General features: G+C 70.3%; 11 protein-coding genes. All 11 read left to right on the forward strand.

Features of this window, described 5'->3' with window-relative positions; all coding sequences use genetic code 11:
• Positions 1-4: 4 nt before the first annotated feature.
• The 11 genes from C0010_RS14615 to uidA all read left to right on the forward strand — a co-directional run bounded on the left by C0010_RS14615 (position 5) and on the right by uidA (position 16,632).
• Positions 5-1,564, forward strand: a complete 1,560-nt coding sequence (locus C0010_RS14615) for an ABC transporter substrate-binding protein (protein WP_105567828.1) — start codon at positions 5-7, stop codon at positions 1,562-1,564.
• Positions 1,565-1,617: 53 nt separating this feature from the next.
• Positions 1,618-2,559 (forward strand): ABC transporter permease, encoded by a 942-nt coding sequence (locus C0010_RS14620; RefSeq protein WP_105567829.1) that lies wholly within the window; start codon positions 1,618-1,620, stop codon positions 2,557-2,559.
• On the forward strand, positions 2,556-4,361 hold the full coding sequence (locus tag C0010_RS14625) for a dipeptide/oligopeptide/nickel ABC transporter permease/ATP-binding protein (RefSeq protein ID WP_232531984.1): 1,806 nt from the start codon (positions 2,556-2,558) through the stop codon (positions 4,359-4,361). Before C0010_RS14620 ends, C0010_RS14625 begins: the two co-directional genes overlap by 4 nt.
• Positions 4,358-5,182, forward strand: coding sequence for an ATP-binding cassette domain-containing protein (locus C0010_RS14630; protein WP_105567830.1), 825 nt, complete (start codon positions 4,358-4,360; stop codon positions 5,180-5,182). The genes C0010_RS14625 and C0010_RS14630 overlap by 4 nt, the downstream gene beginning before the upstream one ends.
• Positions 5,183-5,184: 2 nt before the next feature.
• Positions 5,185-6,453 (forward strand): MFS transporter, encoded by a 1,269-nt coding sequence (locus tag C0010_RS14635; protein ID WP_105567831.1) that lies wholly within the window; start codon positions 5,185-5,187, stop codon positions 6,451-6,453.
• Positions 6,450-9,446 (forward strand): glycoside hydrolase family 2 TIM barrel-domain containing protein, encoded by a 2,997-nt coding sequence (locus tag C0010_RS14640; protein WP_105567832.1) that lies wholly within the window; start codon positions 6,450-6,452, stop codon positions 9,444-9,446. Before C0010_RS14635 ends, C0010_RS14640 begins: the two co-directional genes overlap by 4 nt.
• 3 nt (positions 9,447-9,449) lie before the next feature.
• The gene (locus C0010_RS14645; RefSeq protein ID WP_105567833.1) at positions 9,450-11,846 is read left to right on the forward strand and encodes a glycoside hydrolase family 3 N-terminal domain-containing protein; all 2,397 of its coding nucleotides are present in this window, start codon (positions 9,450-9,452) and stop codon (positions 11,844-11,846) included.
• Positions 11,847-11,976: 130 nt separating this feature from the next.
• On the forward strand, positions 11,977-12,126 hold the full coding sequence (locus C0010_RS15090; RefSeq protein ID WP_158685536.1) for a hypothetical protein: 150 nt from the start codon (positions 11,977-11,979) through the stop codon (positions 12,124-12,126).
• A complete protein-coding gene (gene uxaC, locus C0010_RS14650) occupies positions 12,123-13,541 on the forward strand; it encodes a glucuronate isomerase (RefSeq protein ID WP_105567834.1) in 1,419 nt (472 codons plus the stop codon). The genes C0010_RS15090 and uxaC overlap by 4 nt, the downstream gene beginning before the upstream one ends.
• Positions 13,538-14,854, forward strand: coding sequence for a mannitol dehydrogenase family protein (locus C0010_RS14655; protein ID WP_105567835.1), 1,317 nt, complete (start codon positions 13,538-13,540; stop codon positions 14,852-14,854). The genes uxaC and C0010_RS14655 overlap by 4 nt, the downstream gene beginning before the upstream one ends.
• Entirely contained in the window at positions 14,848-16,632 is a 1,785-nt protein-coding gene (gene uidA / locus C0010_RS14660) for a beta-glucuronidase (protein ID WP_105567836.1), read from the forward strand. The genes C0010_RS14655 and uidA overlap by 7 nt, the downstream gene beginning before the upstream one ends.
• Positions 16,633-16,641 lie beyond the last annotated feature (9 nt).

Raw genomic sequence — 16,641 nt, forward strand, 5'->3', positions numbered from 1 at the left:
TGACATGCCTCACCTCACGCGCCGTCCCCGGCGCACGGCCCTCCTGATGGGCGTGGCAACCGCGACGCTCGGCCTGACCCTGACCGCTTGCGCCGGCAGCTCGGAAGAGGCGCCATCCACAGGTGCCGAGGCGGCGATGCCCGCCGAGTACTCGGTGGCCGTGCAGTCTCCGCCGAACTCGCTCGACCCGGCGCAGGTCGCCGACGGTACGCAGATGCTGGTGTGGGGTTCGGTCATGGACACCCTGCTGGCCCGCGACCGCGACACGGGGGAGCTGATCCCGAACGCGGCGAAGGAGTGGTCGTACAACGACGACGGCACCGTGCTGACCCTCACGCTGCAGGACGGCATGACATTCAGCGACGACACGCCCGTCGACGCCGAGGCCGTGGCCGCGTCGCTCGAGCGCACGCGGCAGACGCCCGGCGTCGTGCAGGCCAAGTACTCCCAGGTCACCGAGATCGTCGCCGCCGATGAGGCGACCATCGAGATCCGCTTCGAGAGCCACGACCCCCAGTTCGTCGAGAACCTGGCGCTCGGCGCCGGCGCGTTCGCCCAGCCGGAGTCTCTCGAGGGCGAGAGCGCGGCGACCGACCCGGTCGGATCCGGGCCGTACACGCTCGACACAGAAGCGACAGTGCCGGGTACGTCGTACGTGCTCAACAAGCGCGAGGACTACTGGAACGCCGAAGCCATTCCGTTCGACACGTTCACGGTGCAGGCGATGCAGGATCCGACGGCCTCGCTGAATGCGCTCCAGTCGGGCGAGATCGACGGCTCGACCGTGCAGGCGCAGCTCGTCGGCCAGCTCAGCACTGACGAGTTCACGCTCTCCGAGATCCCCGCGACCGCCGTCGCCGTCCTCGACATCGTCGACAAGGGCGGCGAGAACTTCCCCGCACTGGGCGACAAGCGCGTGCGCCAAGCCATCAACCACGCCCTCGACCGGGAGGGGATCGTCACCGGTCTGTTCAGCGGTGCCGGTCAGGCGACCGAGCAGGTGTTCAACCCGGACGGCGGCGTATACGACGAGTCGCTGAACGGCACGTACGAATACGACCCGGATCTCGGCAGGGAGCTCGTCGAGGAAGCCGGGTACGCCGGCGAGACGTTCGAGATCCCGAGCACCTTCCTGTCGACGACCGTCGAGCCCGCCATCTCGGAGGCGTTCGAGAGCATCGGGCTCGGGGTCGAATGGGTCTCGGTGCCGCCCCAGCAGGCGCAGTCCGCGCACCTGTCGGGCGACTACGGACTGACGTTCCAGATTGTCGGCTTCAACTCGGACGCCGGCGACGCGTTCTACCACTACGCAGACGGCGGCTTCGGCAACCCGATGGGCTACACGGACGACACACTCGGAACGGTGTTCTCGGAGATCGACTCGACGGTCGGCTTCGACGCGGCGCAGCCGGCGTACCAGGAACTGAACGAGTACGCCGTCGAGGAGGCGCTGACGGCGCCGATCGCATACCTCGGGTCGACGTGGGCGCTGCGTGACGGCGTGACGTACTCGGCGGTGGGCGGCCTCCCGATGACCGTGCGGGCCTTCGGCGCCGGCGAATAGCACCGAACGGGGAGGGGCGGCACGCGCCCCTCCCCGGGAATGTTGAGAGCGCAATGCTGCAGTACATCCTCAAAAGGCTCGCGAGCGGGGTCGTCCTCGCCGTCCTGATCACCCTCCTGGTATTCCTCCTGCTGAGCACGTCGTTCGACGACGTGGCGCGGACGATCCTGGGGCAGTCGTCGACGCCGGAGAGCGTCGACGCCCTGATGGTGGACAGGGGCTGGGATCGCCCGATCCTCGTGCAGTACCTCGACTGGTTGGGTGCCGCGGCGCGCGGCGACTTCGGGGTCTCGGTCTACACATCGCTGCCGGTCGGGCCCGCGGTCATCCAGCGGCTCGCCGTGACGCTGTCGATCATCGTGCCCGCCCTGATCATCACCTCGATCCTCTCGGTCCTGCTGGGCGTCTGGGCGGCGTCCCGCGGTGGTGCCGTCGACCGATTCGCGCAGCTCGTCTCGCTCGCCGGCTTCATCTTCCCCGGGCTGCTGTTGGCGATCGGCCTCGTCGTGATCTTCGCCGTGAACCTGCAATGGCTGCCGGCCACCGGCTACACGCCGTTCGGCGAAGACCCGATCGCCTGGGTGCGGAGCATCACGATCCCCGTGATCGTGCTCGTCATCGCCGGTGTCGCGAACATGTCGGCGCAGGTGCGGGGTCGGATGATCGACGAGCTCAGCCGGGACTACGTGCGCACGCTGCGCACCCGCGGCATCTCGAACCGCTCGATCGTGCTGAAGCACGCGCTGCGCAACGCGGGAAGCCCTGCGCTGACGGTGATGTCGCTCGAGTTCATCCAGATGTTCGGCTCGGCGCTGATCATCGAGAACGTCTTCGCGCTGCCGGGCTTCGGCAGCTATGCCTTCAACGCGTCGCTCCAGGGCGACATCCCCGTCATCCTCGGCGTATCGGCGTTCGGCGTCGTCCTCGTCACGATCGTCAACCTCGTCACCGACATCGCCAACGGCTGGCTGAACCCGAAAGCGAGGATCCAGTGAGCTCTTCGAAAGACCCCCGCACGACGCACGTGTCGGTGCCCAGCACCGAGGCGATCGTCACCGCGAAGCGCAAGGCATCCGGACGCACGTCCACTATGCGCAAGCTGCTGCGCGACCCGCAGTTCGTGATCACCTCGGTGATCCTCGCGCTCATCTTCCTGATGGGACTGCTGACGCCGTGGATCGCACCGCATGGCCCGAATGAGGCCGAGCTGTCGATGGTGAACGCACCGGTCGGCACGCCCAGCTACCCGCTGGGTGCCGACGAGTCCGGCCGCGACATCTTCAGTCGTCTGCTGCACTCGACGAACACCGCGCTGGTGTCGGCGGTGCTCGGCACCGGCGTCGCCGTCATCGTCGGCGTGATCGCGGGCTTGGTCGGCGGCTACTACGGGCGCCGCACGCGGTTCGTCACCGAGTGGCTTTTCAACCTGCTGATGACCGTGCCGGGCGTGCTCATCCTGATCGTACTGATGCCCGTCACCGGCGGCGACTACCGCATCACGATGCTCATCTTCGGCGTGCTGCTCGCGCCGGGCGTCTACCGCATCGTGCGAAACCTCGTGCTGGGCGTGAAGAACGAGCTCTACGTCGATGCCGCGCGCGTCTCGGGCCTCGGCAACCTGCGCATCCTCGGCCGCCACGTACTGTCGATCGTGCGAGGGCCGATCATCATCGCCGCCGCATTCATGGCGGGGTCGGCGATCAATGTGCAGTCGGGCCTGGCATTCCTCGGCGTCGGATCGCTCGAGATCCCGAGCTTCGGCGCGATGATCTCGTCCGGCTTCCGCAACCTGTACATCGCGCCCACGCAGTTCCTCTGGCCCAGCCTCGTTCTCGGCGTCATCACGGCGGGCTTCGTGCTCCTCGGCAACTCGCTGCGCGACGCGCTCGAGGGCTCGAAGCCGAAGGGTGCGAAGATCGGTGCGCGGCCGACTGCCGAGATCGCCGATGCGGCCGATGCCGGTTCGGACGTGATCCTCGAGATCACCGACCTGCACGTGGCCTACCCCGCGGCGAACGGTGACATCATCGAGGTCGTCAAGGGCGTGAGCCTGGCCGTGCGCCAGGGCGAGGTCCTCGGCCTCGTCGGCGAATCCGGATCGGGCAAGTCGCAGACGGCGTTCTCGACGCTCGGCGTGCTGCCGAACGAGGCGATGATCCCCGCCGGTTCCATCCGGTTCGAGGGGCGGGAGCTGCTGCGGCTGTCGGACGCGGAGATGCGCAAGATCCGCGGCAGCGAGATCGCGTACATCCCGCAGGAGCCGATGAGCAACCTCGACCCGTCGTACCGGATCGGCTCGCAGCTCGTCGAGGGCGTGCGCGCGGCGCTGCCGGTGTCGAAGAAGGAAGCGCGCTCGCGCGTGCTCGCCCTGCTCGAGCGCGTCGGCATCCCCGACCCGCAGCGCACGTTCGATTCCTACCCGCACGAGATCTCGGGCGGCATGGCGCAGCGCGCGCTCATCGCGGGTGCGGTCGCCAGCCGGCCCAAGCTCCTGATCGCCGACGAGCCGACGACCGCTCTTGACGTCACGGTGCAGGCCGAGATCCTCGACCTGCTCCGCGACCTGCAGGAGGAGCTGGGCATGGCGGTGCTGATCGTCACGCACAACTTCGGCGTCGTCGCCGACGTCTGCGACCGGGTCGCCGTGATGAAGAAGGGCGAAATCGTCGAGCACGCCGAGGTGCGCGAGATGTTCGGCAATCCCCAGCACGAGTACACGAAGATGCTCCTCGGTGCGATCCTCAGCGAGGAGTCCGTGCGCGAGGATGCGCCGACCGAGGCGGGAGGGGCAGCATGAGCCTGCTCGAGATCGAGGACCTGCGGGTGAGCTTCCCCGGAAAGGGGTTCCGCGCGAAGCCGAACGAGGTGCTGCACGGCATCGACCTGGACGTCGGCGCGGGGGAGACCGTCGGCCTCGTCGGCGAGTCAGGGTCGGGCAAGACGACGATCGGCCGCGCCGTTCTCGGCCTCGTGCCGATGGCCGGCGGATCCATCCGGTTCGGCGGGCAGGAGATCGGCGGCCTCGCCGGCAAGGCGCGGCGCGGGCTCGCGAGTCACATCCAGGTGGTGTTCCAGGACCCGTACACGTCGCTGAACCCCTCGATGACGATCGGCGACATCCTCGCCGAGCCGCTCATCGTGCAGGGGGCGACGGCGCACGACGCGCGCAACAGGGTGCGCTCGCTGCTCGACAAGGTGGAGCTCCCCAGGGATGCCGTCGATCGCCTCCCGCGCGAGTTCTCCGGCGGCCAGCGCCAGCGCATCGCGATCGCGCGGGCGTTGGCGCCCGCGCCGAAGCTGATCGTGTGCGACGAGCCGGTGTCCGCGCTCGACCTGTCGACGCAGGCGCTCGTGCTCGAGCTCCTGATCGACCTGCAGCGGGAGACGGGGGCGTCGTACCTGTTCATCTCGCACGACCTCGCCGTCGTGCGCCATATCAGCCACCGGGTGACGGTGCTCTACCGAGGCGACCTCGTCGAGACGGGGCCGGCGGCGAAGGTCACGAGGACCCCGGACCACGAGTACACGAAGAAGCTGCTGCTGGCCTCGCCCGTCGCCGACCCCGAAGCGCAGCAGCACAACCGCGAGGCGCGCAAGCGGCTTCTGGCGGCGGAGTAGGCGTGTCGGCCGAGACCGTGGCCGTCGAGGAGAGCGCCGAACGGCGAGTGCCCCGGCGGCAGATCGCCCTGCTCGTCGCGGCCACGTTCGGCGTCGCCATGGCGTCGATCGTGCCGATGTCGTTCTCGCTGGCGGTGCGGATCGAGCAGATCGCGCCGGGGCGCACCGACCTGCTCGGCATCGTACTCGGCGTCGGCGCGGCCGCGACACTCGTCGTCGCGCCCCTGACGGGGCAGCTGAGCGACCATACCCGGTCGCGGTGGGGGCGCCGGCGCCCGTACACCGTGCTCGGCGCGCTGGTGGGGGTCGCGGCGTCGCCGCTGCTGATGTTCGCCCCGAACGTGCCGACGCTCGCCCTCGGCTGGGTGATCGGGGCCGCCGCCTGGAACACCGTCGGCGGTTCGCTCGCGAACTGGCAGGCCGACCGCCTGCCGCGGAGCCAACGCGGAATCGTCTCGGGCGTCACGGGCCTCGTGATGCAGGTCGCGCCCGTCGCGGGCATCCTGCTGGTCGGCGTCGCCCCCGACAGCGCGGTGTTCGTGATCCTCGTGCCCGTCGCCGCCGGGTTGCTGTTCGTCATCCCGTTCGTCGCGCTGGTCGGCGAGCCGGACAGCCGAGAGACGGCGCCCCGCGGCGGGCTCTCGCTCGGCCGCGTGATCCGGAGCTACGGTTTCCGCCCGCGTCGCTTCCCGAACTTCAGCTGGAACTGGCTCGGTCGGTTCGTCCTGTTCCTCGGCGTGATGATGACGTCGAGCTTCTCGGTGCTGCTGTTCGCGCAGCGCCTCGGCCTCGGCGTCAGCGACGTCGCGGGCGTCCTCGCCATCTCCTCCGGATTCAGCGTCGTCACCGCGTCCGTCGGTTCGCTGCTGGGCGGGTGGCTGAGCGACCGCGTCCGCCGGCAGAGCCTCGCCCTCGCCGGTGCGCTCGTGTTCGCCGGCGGAGGTACGGTGCTCGCCCTCGCGCAGGATCTCGTCGGCCTGATCGGCGGCATTCTGGCGACCTCGTTCGGCATGGCGCTGTTCGCGGCACCGTCGCAGGCGCTGTCGCTCGACGTGCTGCCGAATCGCGAGACCGAGGCCGGCCGCTACATGGCGATCACGGCCTTCTCGCAGAAGATCCCGAGCGCCGTCGGCCCGCTGCTCGCGCCCGTCGTACTGTCCGTCGGGGCATCCAGCGGCGGTTCGAACTTCGCTCTTCTGTACTCGGTCTCCGCCGTGTGCGCCGTCATCGGCGGTTGCATCATCTGCTTTGCCGTCAAGGAGGAAACATGATCGAGATTGATTCGAGTGGACTCGTCCATTCTTTCCGGATGCCGATGTCGACAGTCCGCAGGAGCTTCGATGTGGAGCTGGACGGCGCGTGGACTTTCGCGCTGGTCGGCTCTGAGACGGAGCTCCGCGGCGCGACATGGGAAGAGGTGCAGATTCCGAGTCTGTGGACGATGTCGCGCCCGGACGATCTGCCGAACTACACGAATGTGCCGATGCCGTTCGACGATGTGCCGCCGTGCATTCCGGCGCGGAACCCAACCGGCGTGTATCGCCGCACCGCGCGGATCGAACGTGATGGGCGGCGCGTGATTCTCCACGTCGGTGCCGCAGAGGGACACCTGCGGGCGTACGTCAACGGCGTCTTCGCAGGGACGAGCGGCGACTCCCATCTCGCTGCCGAGTTCGACATCACCGAATGGGTCCGAGACGGCGACAACGAGATCGAGCTGCGCGTGGCGAAATGGTCGGCGGCATCGTACCTGGAGGACCAGGATCAGTTCTGGCACTCCGGACTCTCACGTTCGGTCGGCCTGCTGTTCGTGCCCGACGTTCGACTCTCAGACGTCGTCGCGTCTGCCGACTTCGACCCCGAGACGGGCGCGGGAACGCTCAGGGTCGAGGCCCGAGTCGATGCCCTCGCAGGTTCAGAGGACCCGCAGCACGAGATCGCTGTGACCCTGCTCGGCGCCACGCACACCGCGGACATCGCTCGACGGGTGGCCGCGCCGACGCTGCCGCCGCCGTCGCGCGATCGTTCGGTGAAGCCCGCGCAGCGTTTCCCCGATGGTGCGATGGACCTGCTGTCGATCAACGCTGCCGGTGGACCTGTGCCTCCCGAGTTGCGTGCGATCCCGAACGCTGCCGCGTTCGGGATGCCGATGCCGTCGACGCCAGCGGGTACGGCGCGCGTCGAACTGGCGGGACTTGAGATCGAGCCGTGGTCGGCCGAGCAACCGGTGCTGTACGACCTCCGCGTGGAGCTGCGCGACGCGATGGGCGCCGTCGTCGACCGCGCAGACTTTCGAGTCGGCTTCCGCCGAGTCGAGATCGTCGGGCGGGACCTGCTCGTCAACGGTGCGCGCGTGCTGATCCAGGGCGTAAACCGTCACGATTTGGATCCGGCTACCGGCCGCGTGATCTCGCCGGCGCGGATGCACGAGGAACTGTCGCTGCTCAAGCGCGCCAACGTCAACGCCATCCGGTGCTCCCACTACCCGAACGACCCGGCCTTCTACGATCTCTGCGACGAGTACGGCTTCTACGTGGTCGACGAGGCCGACGTCGAGGGGCACGCGTTCGCCTCGACCATCGCGGACGACCCGCGGTACCTCACCGAGATCGTCGATCGCGTGGCACGCATGGTGCGGCGGGACCGCAATCATCCGTCGATCATCCTGTGGTCGCTCGGCAACGAGACCGGTTGCGGCGCGGCGCACGATGCCGCCGCGGCCTGGGTCAGGCACGCCGACCCGTCGCGGCCCGTGCACTACGAGGGTGCGATTTCGCTGGACTGGCACGGCGGCCGTGCCGCGACCGATGTGGTCTGCCCGATGTATCCCTCGTTCGCGGCGCTCGAGTCGTTCTCGCGCGATGGTGCGGCCGACCGTCCCCTCATCGCCTGCGAATACGCGTACTCGCAGGGCAACAGCACGGGCGGGCTCGCCGACTACTGGCGCCTCTTCGAGACGCTGCCGGGGCTGCAGGGCGGGTTCGTCTGGGAGTTCCTCGACCACGCGCTCGATCCGGAGGGAGACGCCCGGTTGCAGTATGCGGGCGACTTCGGCGACCACGACTTCCCCGTCGCCACCCCGCTCAACGGCATCGTCACCGCCGACCTCGTGCCGAAGGCCGCGTACTTCGAGATGCGCGGCGTGTTCAGCCCCGTGCGGCTGGTGTCGCTCGATGCGGCGTCCGGGCGGGTCACGCTGCGCAACCGCCAGGCGTTCGCCGACACGACGGGGCTCGCGCTCGAGGCGCGCGTCGAGGGCTCCGACGGCCCGCTCGTCGCCGTGCCGATCTCGTCGCGGCCGATCGCCGCGGGCGCCGCCGCGACGATCGCGCTCCCGGATGAGGCGGTGCGCGCCCTGCGCGACCCGCGGGCGGTCTCGCTGAGCGTTCGGGTGCTGCTCGCGGCCGACGCAGCGTGGGCGCCCGCCGGCACCGAGCTCTCGGTGGAGAGCGCACCGCTGGTCCGCGCGCCGCACCCGTTGCCAAAGGGGAGCTCCGCCCCCGCGCTCGATGCCGTGGGCGACATCGCCGACCCGCTGCTCGCCGCGCCGCCGCGCCTGTCGCTCTGGCGCGCGCTCACCGACAACGACCTCGCGTTCGCGCTCGACAACAGATTCGTGCGCAGCGGGTTCTTCCGGCTCGACCTCGAAGACGCGCGGATCGACGAGCGCGACGACGGTGCCCTCGTGGAGCTGCGCTATCGTTCGGCGTTCGGCGATGCCGTGCGCCACACGCGGCGCATCGGCGCGGTGGGCGAGCGCGACTGGGTCTTCGACGAGCGCGTCGAGCTGCCCGACGGAACGCGCGACGGCCTGCGCGTCGGCGTCGAGCTCACGCTCGCGCCCGGCTTCGACGAGGCCGCGTGGACGGGGCTCGGCCCGTGGGAGAACTACCCCGACCGCCGCGCGGCCGCATACCTCGCGCGCCACCGCCTGCCGATCGACGACTGGCCGGATGCGCAGCTGCGCCCGCAGGAGACGGGAACGCGCGGCGGCGTCACCGAGCTCGAAACGACGGGCCCGGCGGGCCGTGCGCTCATGCGCTCGGCCACCCCGCTGCACGCGAGCGCCCTGCGCCACAGCGTCGACGAGCTCGAATCGGCGTCGCACGCGTGGGAACTGCCGCAGAGCGCGCTGACACATATCCACCTCGACATCGCCCACCGCGGCGTGGGCACGGGCCTGCTCGGGCCCGACACCCGACCGGAGCACCGCCCGACGGGCTCCGCATACGAATGGTCCTGGCGACTGACCCTGGAGAGCTGAACGATGACGAACCCCACGGCGCGCGAACGCGCGCTCGACCTGCTGGCGCAGATGACCCCGGCCGAGAAGGTCGCCCAGCTCGCGGGGGTGCTGCCGCAGCCGCTCGGCGCCCCGCGGAACATCACGCGCGAGAAGCTCGACGAGCACCTCGGCAACGGCATCGGGCACATCTGCGGCGTCGGCACGTCGATGGCCGCCCCCGACGCCGTCGCGTCGATGACCAACGAGATCCAGCGCTACCTACGCGAGCACACCCGGCTCGGCATCCCCGCGATCGTGCACAACGAGACGCTCAACGGCGTCGCGGCCGACGGCTTCACGTCGTTCCCGACCGCGATCGGTCTCGCGGGGAGCTGGAACCCGGATGCCGTGCGCGAGATGGCAGACCTCATCCGGACGCAGCTGCGCGCCGTCGGCGTGCACCAGGGCTTCGCTCCGGTGCTCGACGTGTCGCGCGACGCGCGGTGGGGGCGCACGCACGAGACGTACGGCGAGGACGTGCTGCTCGCCTCGGCGTTCGGCGTGGCGTACGTCTCCGGCCTGCAGGGGAGCGACCTCGCGGACGGCGTGATCGCGACCGCGAAGCACTTCCTCGGCTACGCCAGCACCGAGGGCGGGCAGAACATGGCCGCGACCCAGGCCGGCCCGCGCGAGCTGCGCGACGTGCACGCGGCGCCGTTCGAGGCGACCATCCGGCTCGCGGGCCTGAAGAGCGTGATGAACAGCTACTCCGAGATCGACGGGATGCCCGTGGTGCTCAGCCGCGAGATCCTCACCGACCTGCTCCGGGGCGAGCTCGGCTTCGAGGGCACCGTCGTCTCCGACTACCGCAGCCTGTTCTACGTGGTCGAGCGCCAGGGCGTCGGTACGCTCGACTCCGTCGCCGACGCGGCGCTCGCCGCCGGCCTCGACGTCGAGCTCCCCGCGCCACAGGCGTACGGCGCGGAGCTCGTCGCCCGGCTCGAGCACGGCGAGGCCGACGTCGAGGACGTCGACCGCGCCGTGCTGCGCACGCTCACGCACAAGTTCGCCCTCGGCCTGTTCGACGACCCGTTCGTGCACGGCGAGCCCGACCAGATCATGGCGCTCGCGGCGAGCGGCAAGGGCCTCTCGCGCAGCCTCGCCGCCGACGCCGTCACGCTGCTGCAGAACGACGGGGCTCTTCCGCTGCCGCGCGACACGGCCTCGATCGCGGTCGTCGGGCCGCACGCCGACTCGGTGATGGCGGGCTTCGCCAACTACACGCATCCGCCGTTCCTCGAGACGCTCCGCGGCATGATGAGCGGCAAGTCGCGCCTCGCGGGGCTCGAGCAGGCGCTGGCGAACCCCGATCCGGCGGCGCAGGCGAAGATGCGCGCGCAGATGGAGGCCCTGGCCGCGCTCGACCCCGAGAAGATCGCGCGCGAGCAGCACGGGGCGCCGAGCCTTGCCGCCGCCATCGCCGACGCGTTCCCGGATGCCGCCGTCGCGACGGCGCCGGGAACGGGCGTCCTCGACGAGGAGCCGCACGATATCGATGCGGCCGTCGGAGCTGCCCGCGGCGCCGACGCGATCGTCGTCGCGATCGGCGGGCGCTCCGCCGCGTTCGCGGGGCGCGCGACGGAGGGCGAGGGCTCCGATTCGGCGACGATGGAGATCCCCTCCCGCCAGATCGAACTGCTGGAGCGCGTCGCGGCGCTCGGCCGCCCCGTCATCGCGGTCGTCTACGGGGGGAAGCCCTACGACCTCCGCCGCGTCGTCGAACTCGCCGACGCCCTCCTGACGGCATACATCCCGGGGCCGGAGGGAGGGCGTGCGCTCGCCGCCGTGATCGCGGGCTCGGCCGTGCCCGCGGGCAAGCTTCCGTTCACGGTGCCGCGGCACGTCGGGCAGACGCCCCTGCACCACGCGCAGAAGACCGGCAGCGGCCAGCGCCGCACGGGCGCCGACCAATTCACGGGCTACGTCGACCTGGAGAACACGCCGCTGTTCCCGTTCGGGCATGGACTGTCGTACGGCCAGGTCGAGCTCTCCGAGCTCTCGATCGCCCGCGAGGGTGACACGCTGGTCGTCGAGGCCGCGGCCGCCAACACCGGCGAGCGCGAGGTGCGCGAGGTCGTGCAGGCGTACGTCTCGGCGCCGGCGGTGCTCGCGACGCGCCCCGAGCGCCAGCTCGCGGCCTTCGCCCGAGTCGACCTCGCCGCAGGAGCGTCCGCGCGCGTGCGCTTCGAGATCGACCTCGACCAGCTCGGGTACACGGCGCACGACGGAGCCTTCGCCGTCGACCCCGGCACCTACCGGGTTCGGGTGGGTTTGTCGTCGGAAGACCTGCCGCTCGACGGGGCGATCGAGGTCGCAGGCCCTCGTCGCCTGGTCGCGGAACCGCACGCCCATCTGCCCAGGGCGAGCGTGATCTCGTGACCGGCGTGAGCAGCGAGCGACACGCAACCGAATAGCGGAAGGCAATCGATTGCCAAGGACTCGGAAATCTGGCACACTGGGGAACGGCAACCGATTGCTCTGTGTTCGCAATCGCAGAGGAGCGACCCACATGGCGAGCAGCATCACCGATGGCGAACCGCATCGGGTCGGCGACGCCGCCCGCCGCGCTGGCCGCTCGGCGTCGCTGGCACAACCGAGTGGTGTCGCCCGCTCGGCGCAGGGCTTCGAAGGCACGCAGGACCAGGAAGAGGAACGATGACCGACACACTCGACATCGAGACCGAGCCGCTCGCGCTCGACCCCGACCGGCTGTTCCCCGAGGGGAAGGCGAGCCGCGCGGTCGCGCGCGAGCTGTACGGCGAGGTCGCCGATGCCCCGATCGTCTCGCCGCACGGCCACGTCGATCCGAACATGCTCCTCGACGACGAGCCGTTCCGCGACGCCTTCGACCTGTTCATCCGGTACGACCACTACGTCACGCGCCTGCTGCACGCGAGCGGCGTGCCGTACGGCGAGATCTACGGCGAGAAGGCCGACCCGCGCGCCGCGTGGCGCACCTTCTGCGCGCACTGGGACGCCTACCAGGCCACCGCATCCGGCTACTGGCTCCGACATGAGCTGGGCGAGCTGTTCGGCGCGACCGAGGAGCCGTCGGCGGCATCGGCCGACCGACTGTTCGACCTCATCCAGCGGAGGCTCGCCGAGCCCGATTTTCGGCCGAGGGCCCTGTTCAACCGATTCCGGATCGACACGCTCGCGACGACGGACGACCCGCTCGACGACCTCGCGGCGCACGTGGAGCTGAAGACGTCGGGCGCGTTGCACGGCCGCGTGATCCCGACCTTCCGCCCGGATGCCTACATGGACCCGACGAAGCCGGGCTACGCCGAGCGCGTCGAGGCGCTCACCGCGACGGTCGCGGGTGCGGCCGACGACTACGCGGCCTACCTCGAGGCGTTCCGCGCCCGGCGCGCGTTCTTCATCGACCGCGGCGCCGTCTCGGCCGACCACGGCGTCGAGACGATGGCGACGCTCGACCTCGACCCCGACGATGCGGCGGCGCTGTTCCGCCGCACGGTCGCGGGGGAGGCGAGCGAAGCGGAATCGCGGGCGTTCACGGCGCATATGCTGACGCAGATGGCGGGCATGAGCGTCGACGACGGGCTCGTCATGACGGTGCATCCCGGAGTGCTGCGCAATCACGACGAGGGCGCGTTCCGCGCCTACGGCGCCGACACGGGCCATGACATCCCGATCGCGGCTGAGTACACGCGCAACCTGCGCCCCCTCCTCGCACGGCACGGCAACGCCGCCGGCTTCCACCTCGTGCTGTTCACGATCGACGAGACGTCGTTCTCGCGCGAGATCGCTCCGCTCGCGGGCTATTACCCGTCGGTGTTCGTCGGGGCCCCGTGGTGGTTCCTGGACGCACCGGATGCGGTGCAGCGGTTCCGCGCGGCGTCGACCGAGACGGCCGGGCTCACGAAGGGCTCGGGCTTCATCGACGACACCCGCGCGTTCCTGTCCATCCCCGCCCGCCACGACATGGCGCGGCGCACCGATGCCGCGTACCTCGCGCGGCTCGTCGGCGAGGGCCGGATGCCGCTGATCGCCGCGCGACGCATGATCGTCCGGATGACCGAGCAGCAGCCGCGCGAGGTGTTCAAGCTGTGAGCCGGCCACTGACCCGCGCCGCTCGCAAGCCCGTGCGCCTCGTGCATATCGGCCTCGGCAGCTTCTTCCGCGCCCACCAGGCGCGTCTGACGCAGCTCGCCGGTGACGGCGATGACTGGGGCTATGCGGCTTTCACGGTGCGCTCGCCGCACCAGGCCGAGCAGCTCACCGCCCAGGACGGGCTGTACACGCTGACGGAGCGCTCCGCGACGGGTGAGACCGTGAGCGTCGTCGATCAGGTGTCGGCGGCGCACGACGGCGCCGATCTCGCCGCGCTCGCGATGTACCTCGCCGACCCGGATGTCGCGGTCGTCACCCTGACGATCACGGAGGGCGGCTACGCCGCCGCGAGCCATCCGGATGTCGACGAGGTGCGCGAGGACGCCTCGCGCGCCGCCGCATGGGCGTCGGGCCGTGCCTCGGGAGCGCCGGCCTCACCGCTGGCGCGCCTCGTCGCCGCTCTCGACGTGCGCCGCCGCGCCGAGGCGGGGGCGCTCGCCGTCGTGCCGTGCGACAACCTGCCAGACAACGGCCGCGTCGCGGCTGCGGCGCTCGCAGCGTATGCCGCCGCTCTGCCCGACACGGCGGCGTGGATCGGGCAGAACGTGTCGTTCTGCTCGACGGCCGTCGACCGCATCACGCCGCGCATCGACGACGCCGAGCGCCGCGCCCTCGCGGCGGCGAGCGGCTGGGACGACGCAGCGCCGGTCGCCACCGAGGCGTACGTCGAGTGGGTCATCGAGGGGGAGTTCCCCGCGGGGCGGCCCGACTGGCCGTCGGCGGGCGTCGTGCTCACCGACGACGTGCGTCCGTACGAGGATCGCAAGCTCCGCATGTTGAACGGCGCGCACACGATCCTCGCGATCGGCGGGCTCCGGCGCGGCCTGGCGACGGTCGATGAAGCCATCGCCCATCCGGAGCTGCGCGACCTCGTCGACGCCTGGTGGATCGAGGCGGGGGCCACGCTGCCGTCGTCACTGGAACCCGTCGCGTACGCCGATGCGCTCCGCGTGCGCTTCGCGAACCCGGCGCTGAGTCACCGGCTCGAGCAGATCGCCGAGAACACGCCTGTCAAGATCGCCTCGCGCATCCTGCCCGTCGTCGCCGAACGGCGCGCGGCGGGCGCAGGGCATGTCGCCGGCTCGCGGGCCCTCGCGGAGTGGTCCCTCGCCGTGCGCGAAGGCTCGATCCCCGGGCCAGATGCGGCCGACGAAGCCGCGCGCATCCTGCACATCGACCCCACCCACGACCCGGCCGCGCTCGAGCGAGCGCTCGCCGAAGCATCCATTGCACAGGAGGAAGCCCCATGCTGAAGCCGAAGATCACCGCGACGCGCGAGCAGGTGTCGCTCGACGGCCTCTGGGCGTTCGCGACCGACGCCCAGGTGTCGGGCGACGCGTTCGCCGGTCGCCTCGACACGAAGCTCGAGGTCGCCGTCCCCGCCAGCTACAACGACCAGTTCGCCGATGCCGCCATCCGCGACCACGTCGGTTGGGTGTTCTACCAGCGCGAGGTCCGGGTGCCGCGCGGCTGGGCGGGGGAGCGCATCCTGGTGCGCTTCGACTCCGCGACGCACGCCGCGAAGGTGTATGCGGGTGACGCGCTCGTCGGCGAGCACATCGGCGGGTACACGCCGTTCGACGTCGACGTCACCGATCACGTGACGGCCGGCGAAGTGTTCCGCCTCACGGTCGCGGTCGACAATAGACTCACGTTCGAGACGATCCCGCCCGGCATCGTGACTGACAACGCTGACGGCACGCAGTCGCAGGAGTACAAGCACGACTTCTACAACTACGCCGGGCTCGCCCGCTCTGTGCGCCTGCACTCGCTGCCGCAGACGCACATCTCGGACATCACGGTTGTCACCGACTATGAGGGTACGACCGGCCGCGTCTCCTACGATGTCGAGGCCTCGGGCACCGCCGAGGTGACCGTCGAACTGCGCGACGAGGACGGTGCCGTCGTCGCGACCGGCACCGGGGCATCCGGAGCCCTAGAGATCGCAGACGTGACGCTGTGGCGGCCGGGCGCCGCGTACCTGTACGAACTCGTCGTCCGCCTCGACGTCGGCGGCGTCGTCGCCGACGAGTACGTGCAGACCGTCGGCGTGCGCACGGTCGAGGTGCGCGGAACCGAGTTCCTCATCAACGGCGAGCCGTTCTACTTCAAGGGCTTCGGCAAGCACGAGGACACGGCGATCCGAGGCAAGGGCCACGACGATGCGTTCCTCGTGCACGACTTCCAGCTGCTTGACTGGGTCGGCGCCAATTCGTTCCGCACCTCGCACTACCCGTACGCGGAGGACGTGCTCGAGTACGCCGACAGGCAGGGCATGGTGATCATCGACGAGACGGCCGCCGTCGGGCTGAACATGCTCATCGAAGCGGGCATCACGAAGAGCAAGTTGAAGTACACGTTCGGCCCGGATGTGCTCGGTGAGGCATCGCAGGCCGCGCTGCTGCAGCACGTGCGCGAGCTGATCGCGCGCGACAAGAACCACCCGAGCGTCGTGATGTGGTCGCTGATCAACGAGCCCGCCTCGAACGACGCCGGCTCGCGCGCATACTTCGAGCCGATCGTCGAGCTCGCCCGCGAGCTCGACCCGACGCGGCCGCTGACGTACTCGCTCGTGATGTTCGCGAACGCCGAGAACGACGTCATCGTCGACCTCTTCGACGTGATCAGCCTGAACCGGTACTACGGCTGGTACATCACGCCGGGCGACCTGAAGACGGCGGAGCAGTACCTTCGGATGGACCTGGCGACCTGGGAGAAGTTCGGCAAGCCCGTGATGATGACCGAGTACGGAGCCGACACGCAGCCGGGCGCGCACTCGATCTGGGACGGCCCGTGGACCGAGGAGTACCAGGCGAACCTGCTCGACATGTACCACCGCGTCTTCGACGAGGTGCCCTACTTCGTCGGCGAGCAGGTGTGGAACTTCGCCGACTTCCAGACCTCGAACGGCACCCACCGCGTCGAGGGCAACAAGAAAGGCGCGTTCACGCGCGACCGCAAGCCGAAGGCCGGCGCCCACGCGCTCCGGCGCCGGTGGACGTCCTTCGGCGACGCCAAGCCGCAGAACTGAGGAACCCCG

The organism is Microbacterium halophytorum, assembly GCF_002970975.1.
GTDB lineage: Bacteria > Actinomycetota > Actinomycetes > Actinomycetales > Microbacteriaceae > Microbacterium > Microbacterium halophytorum.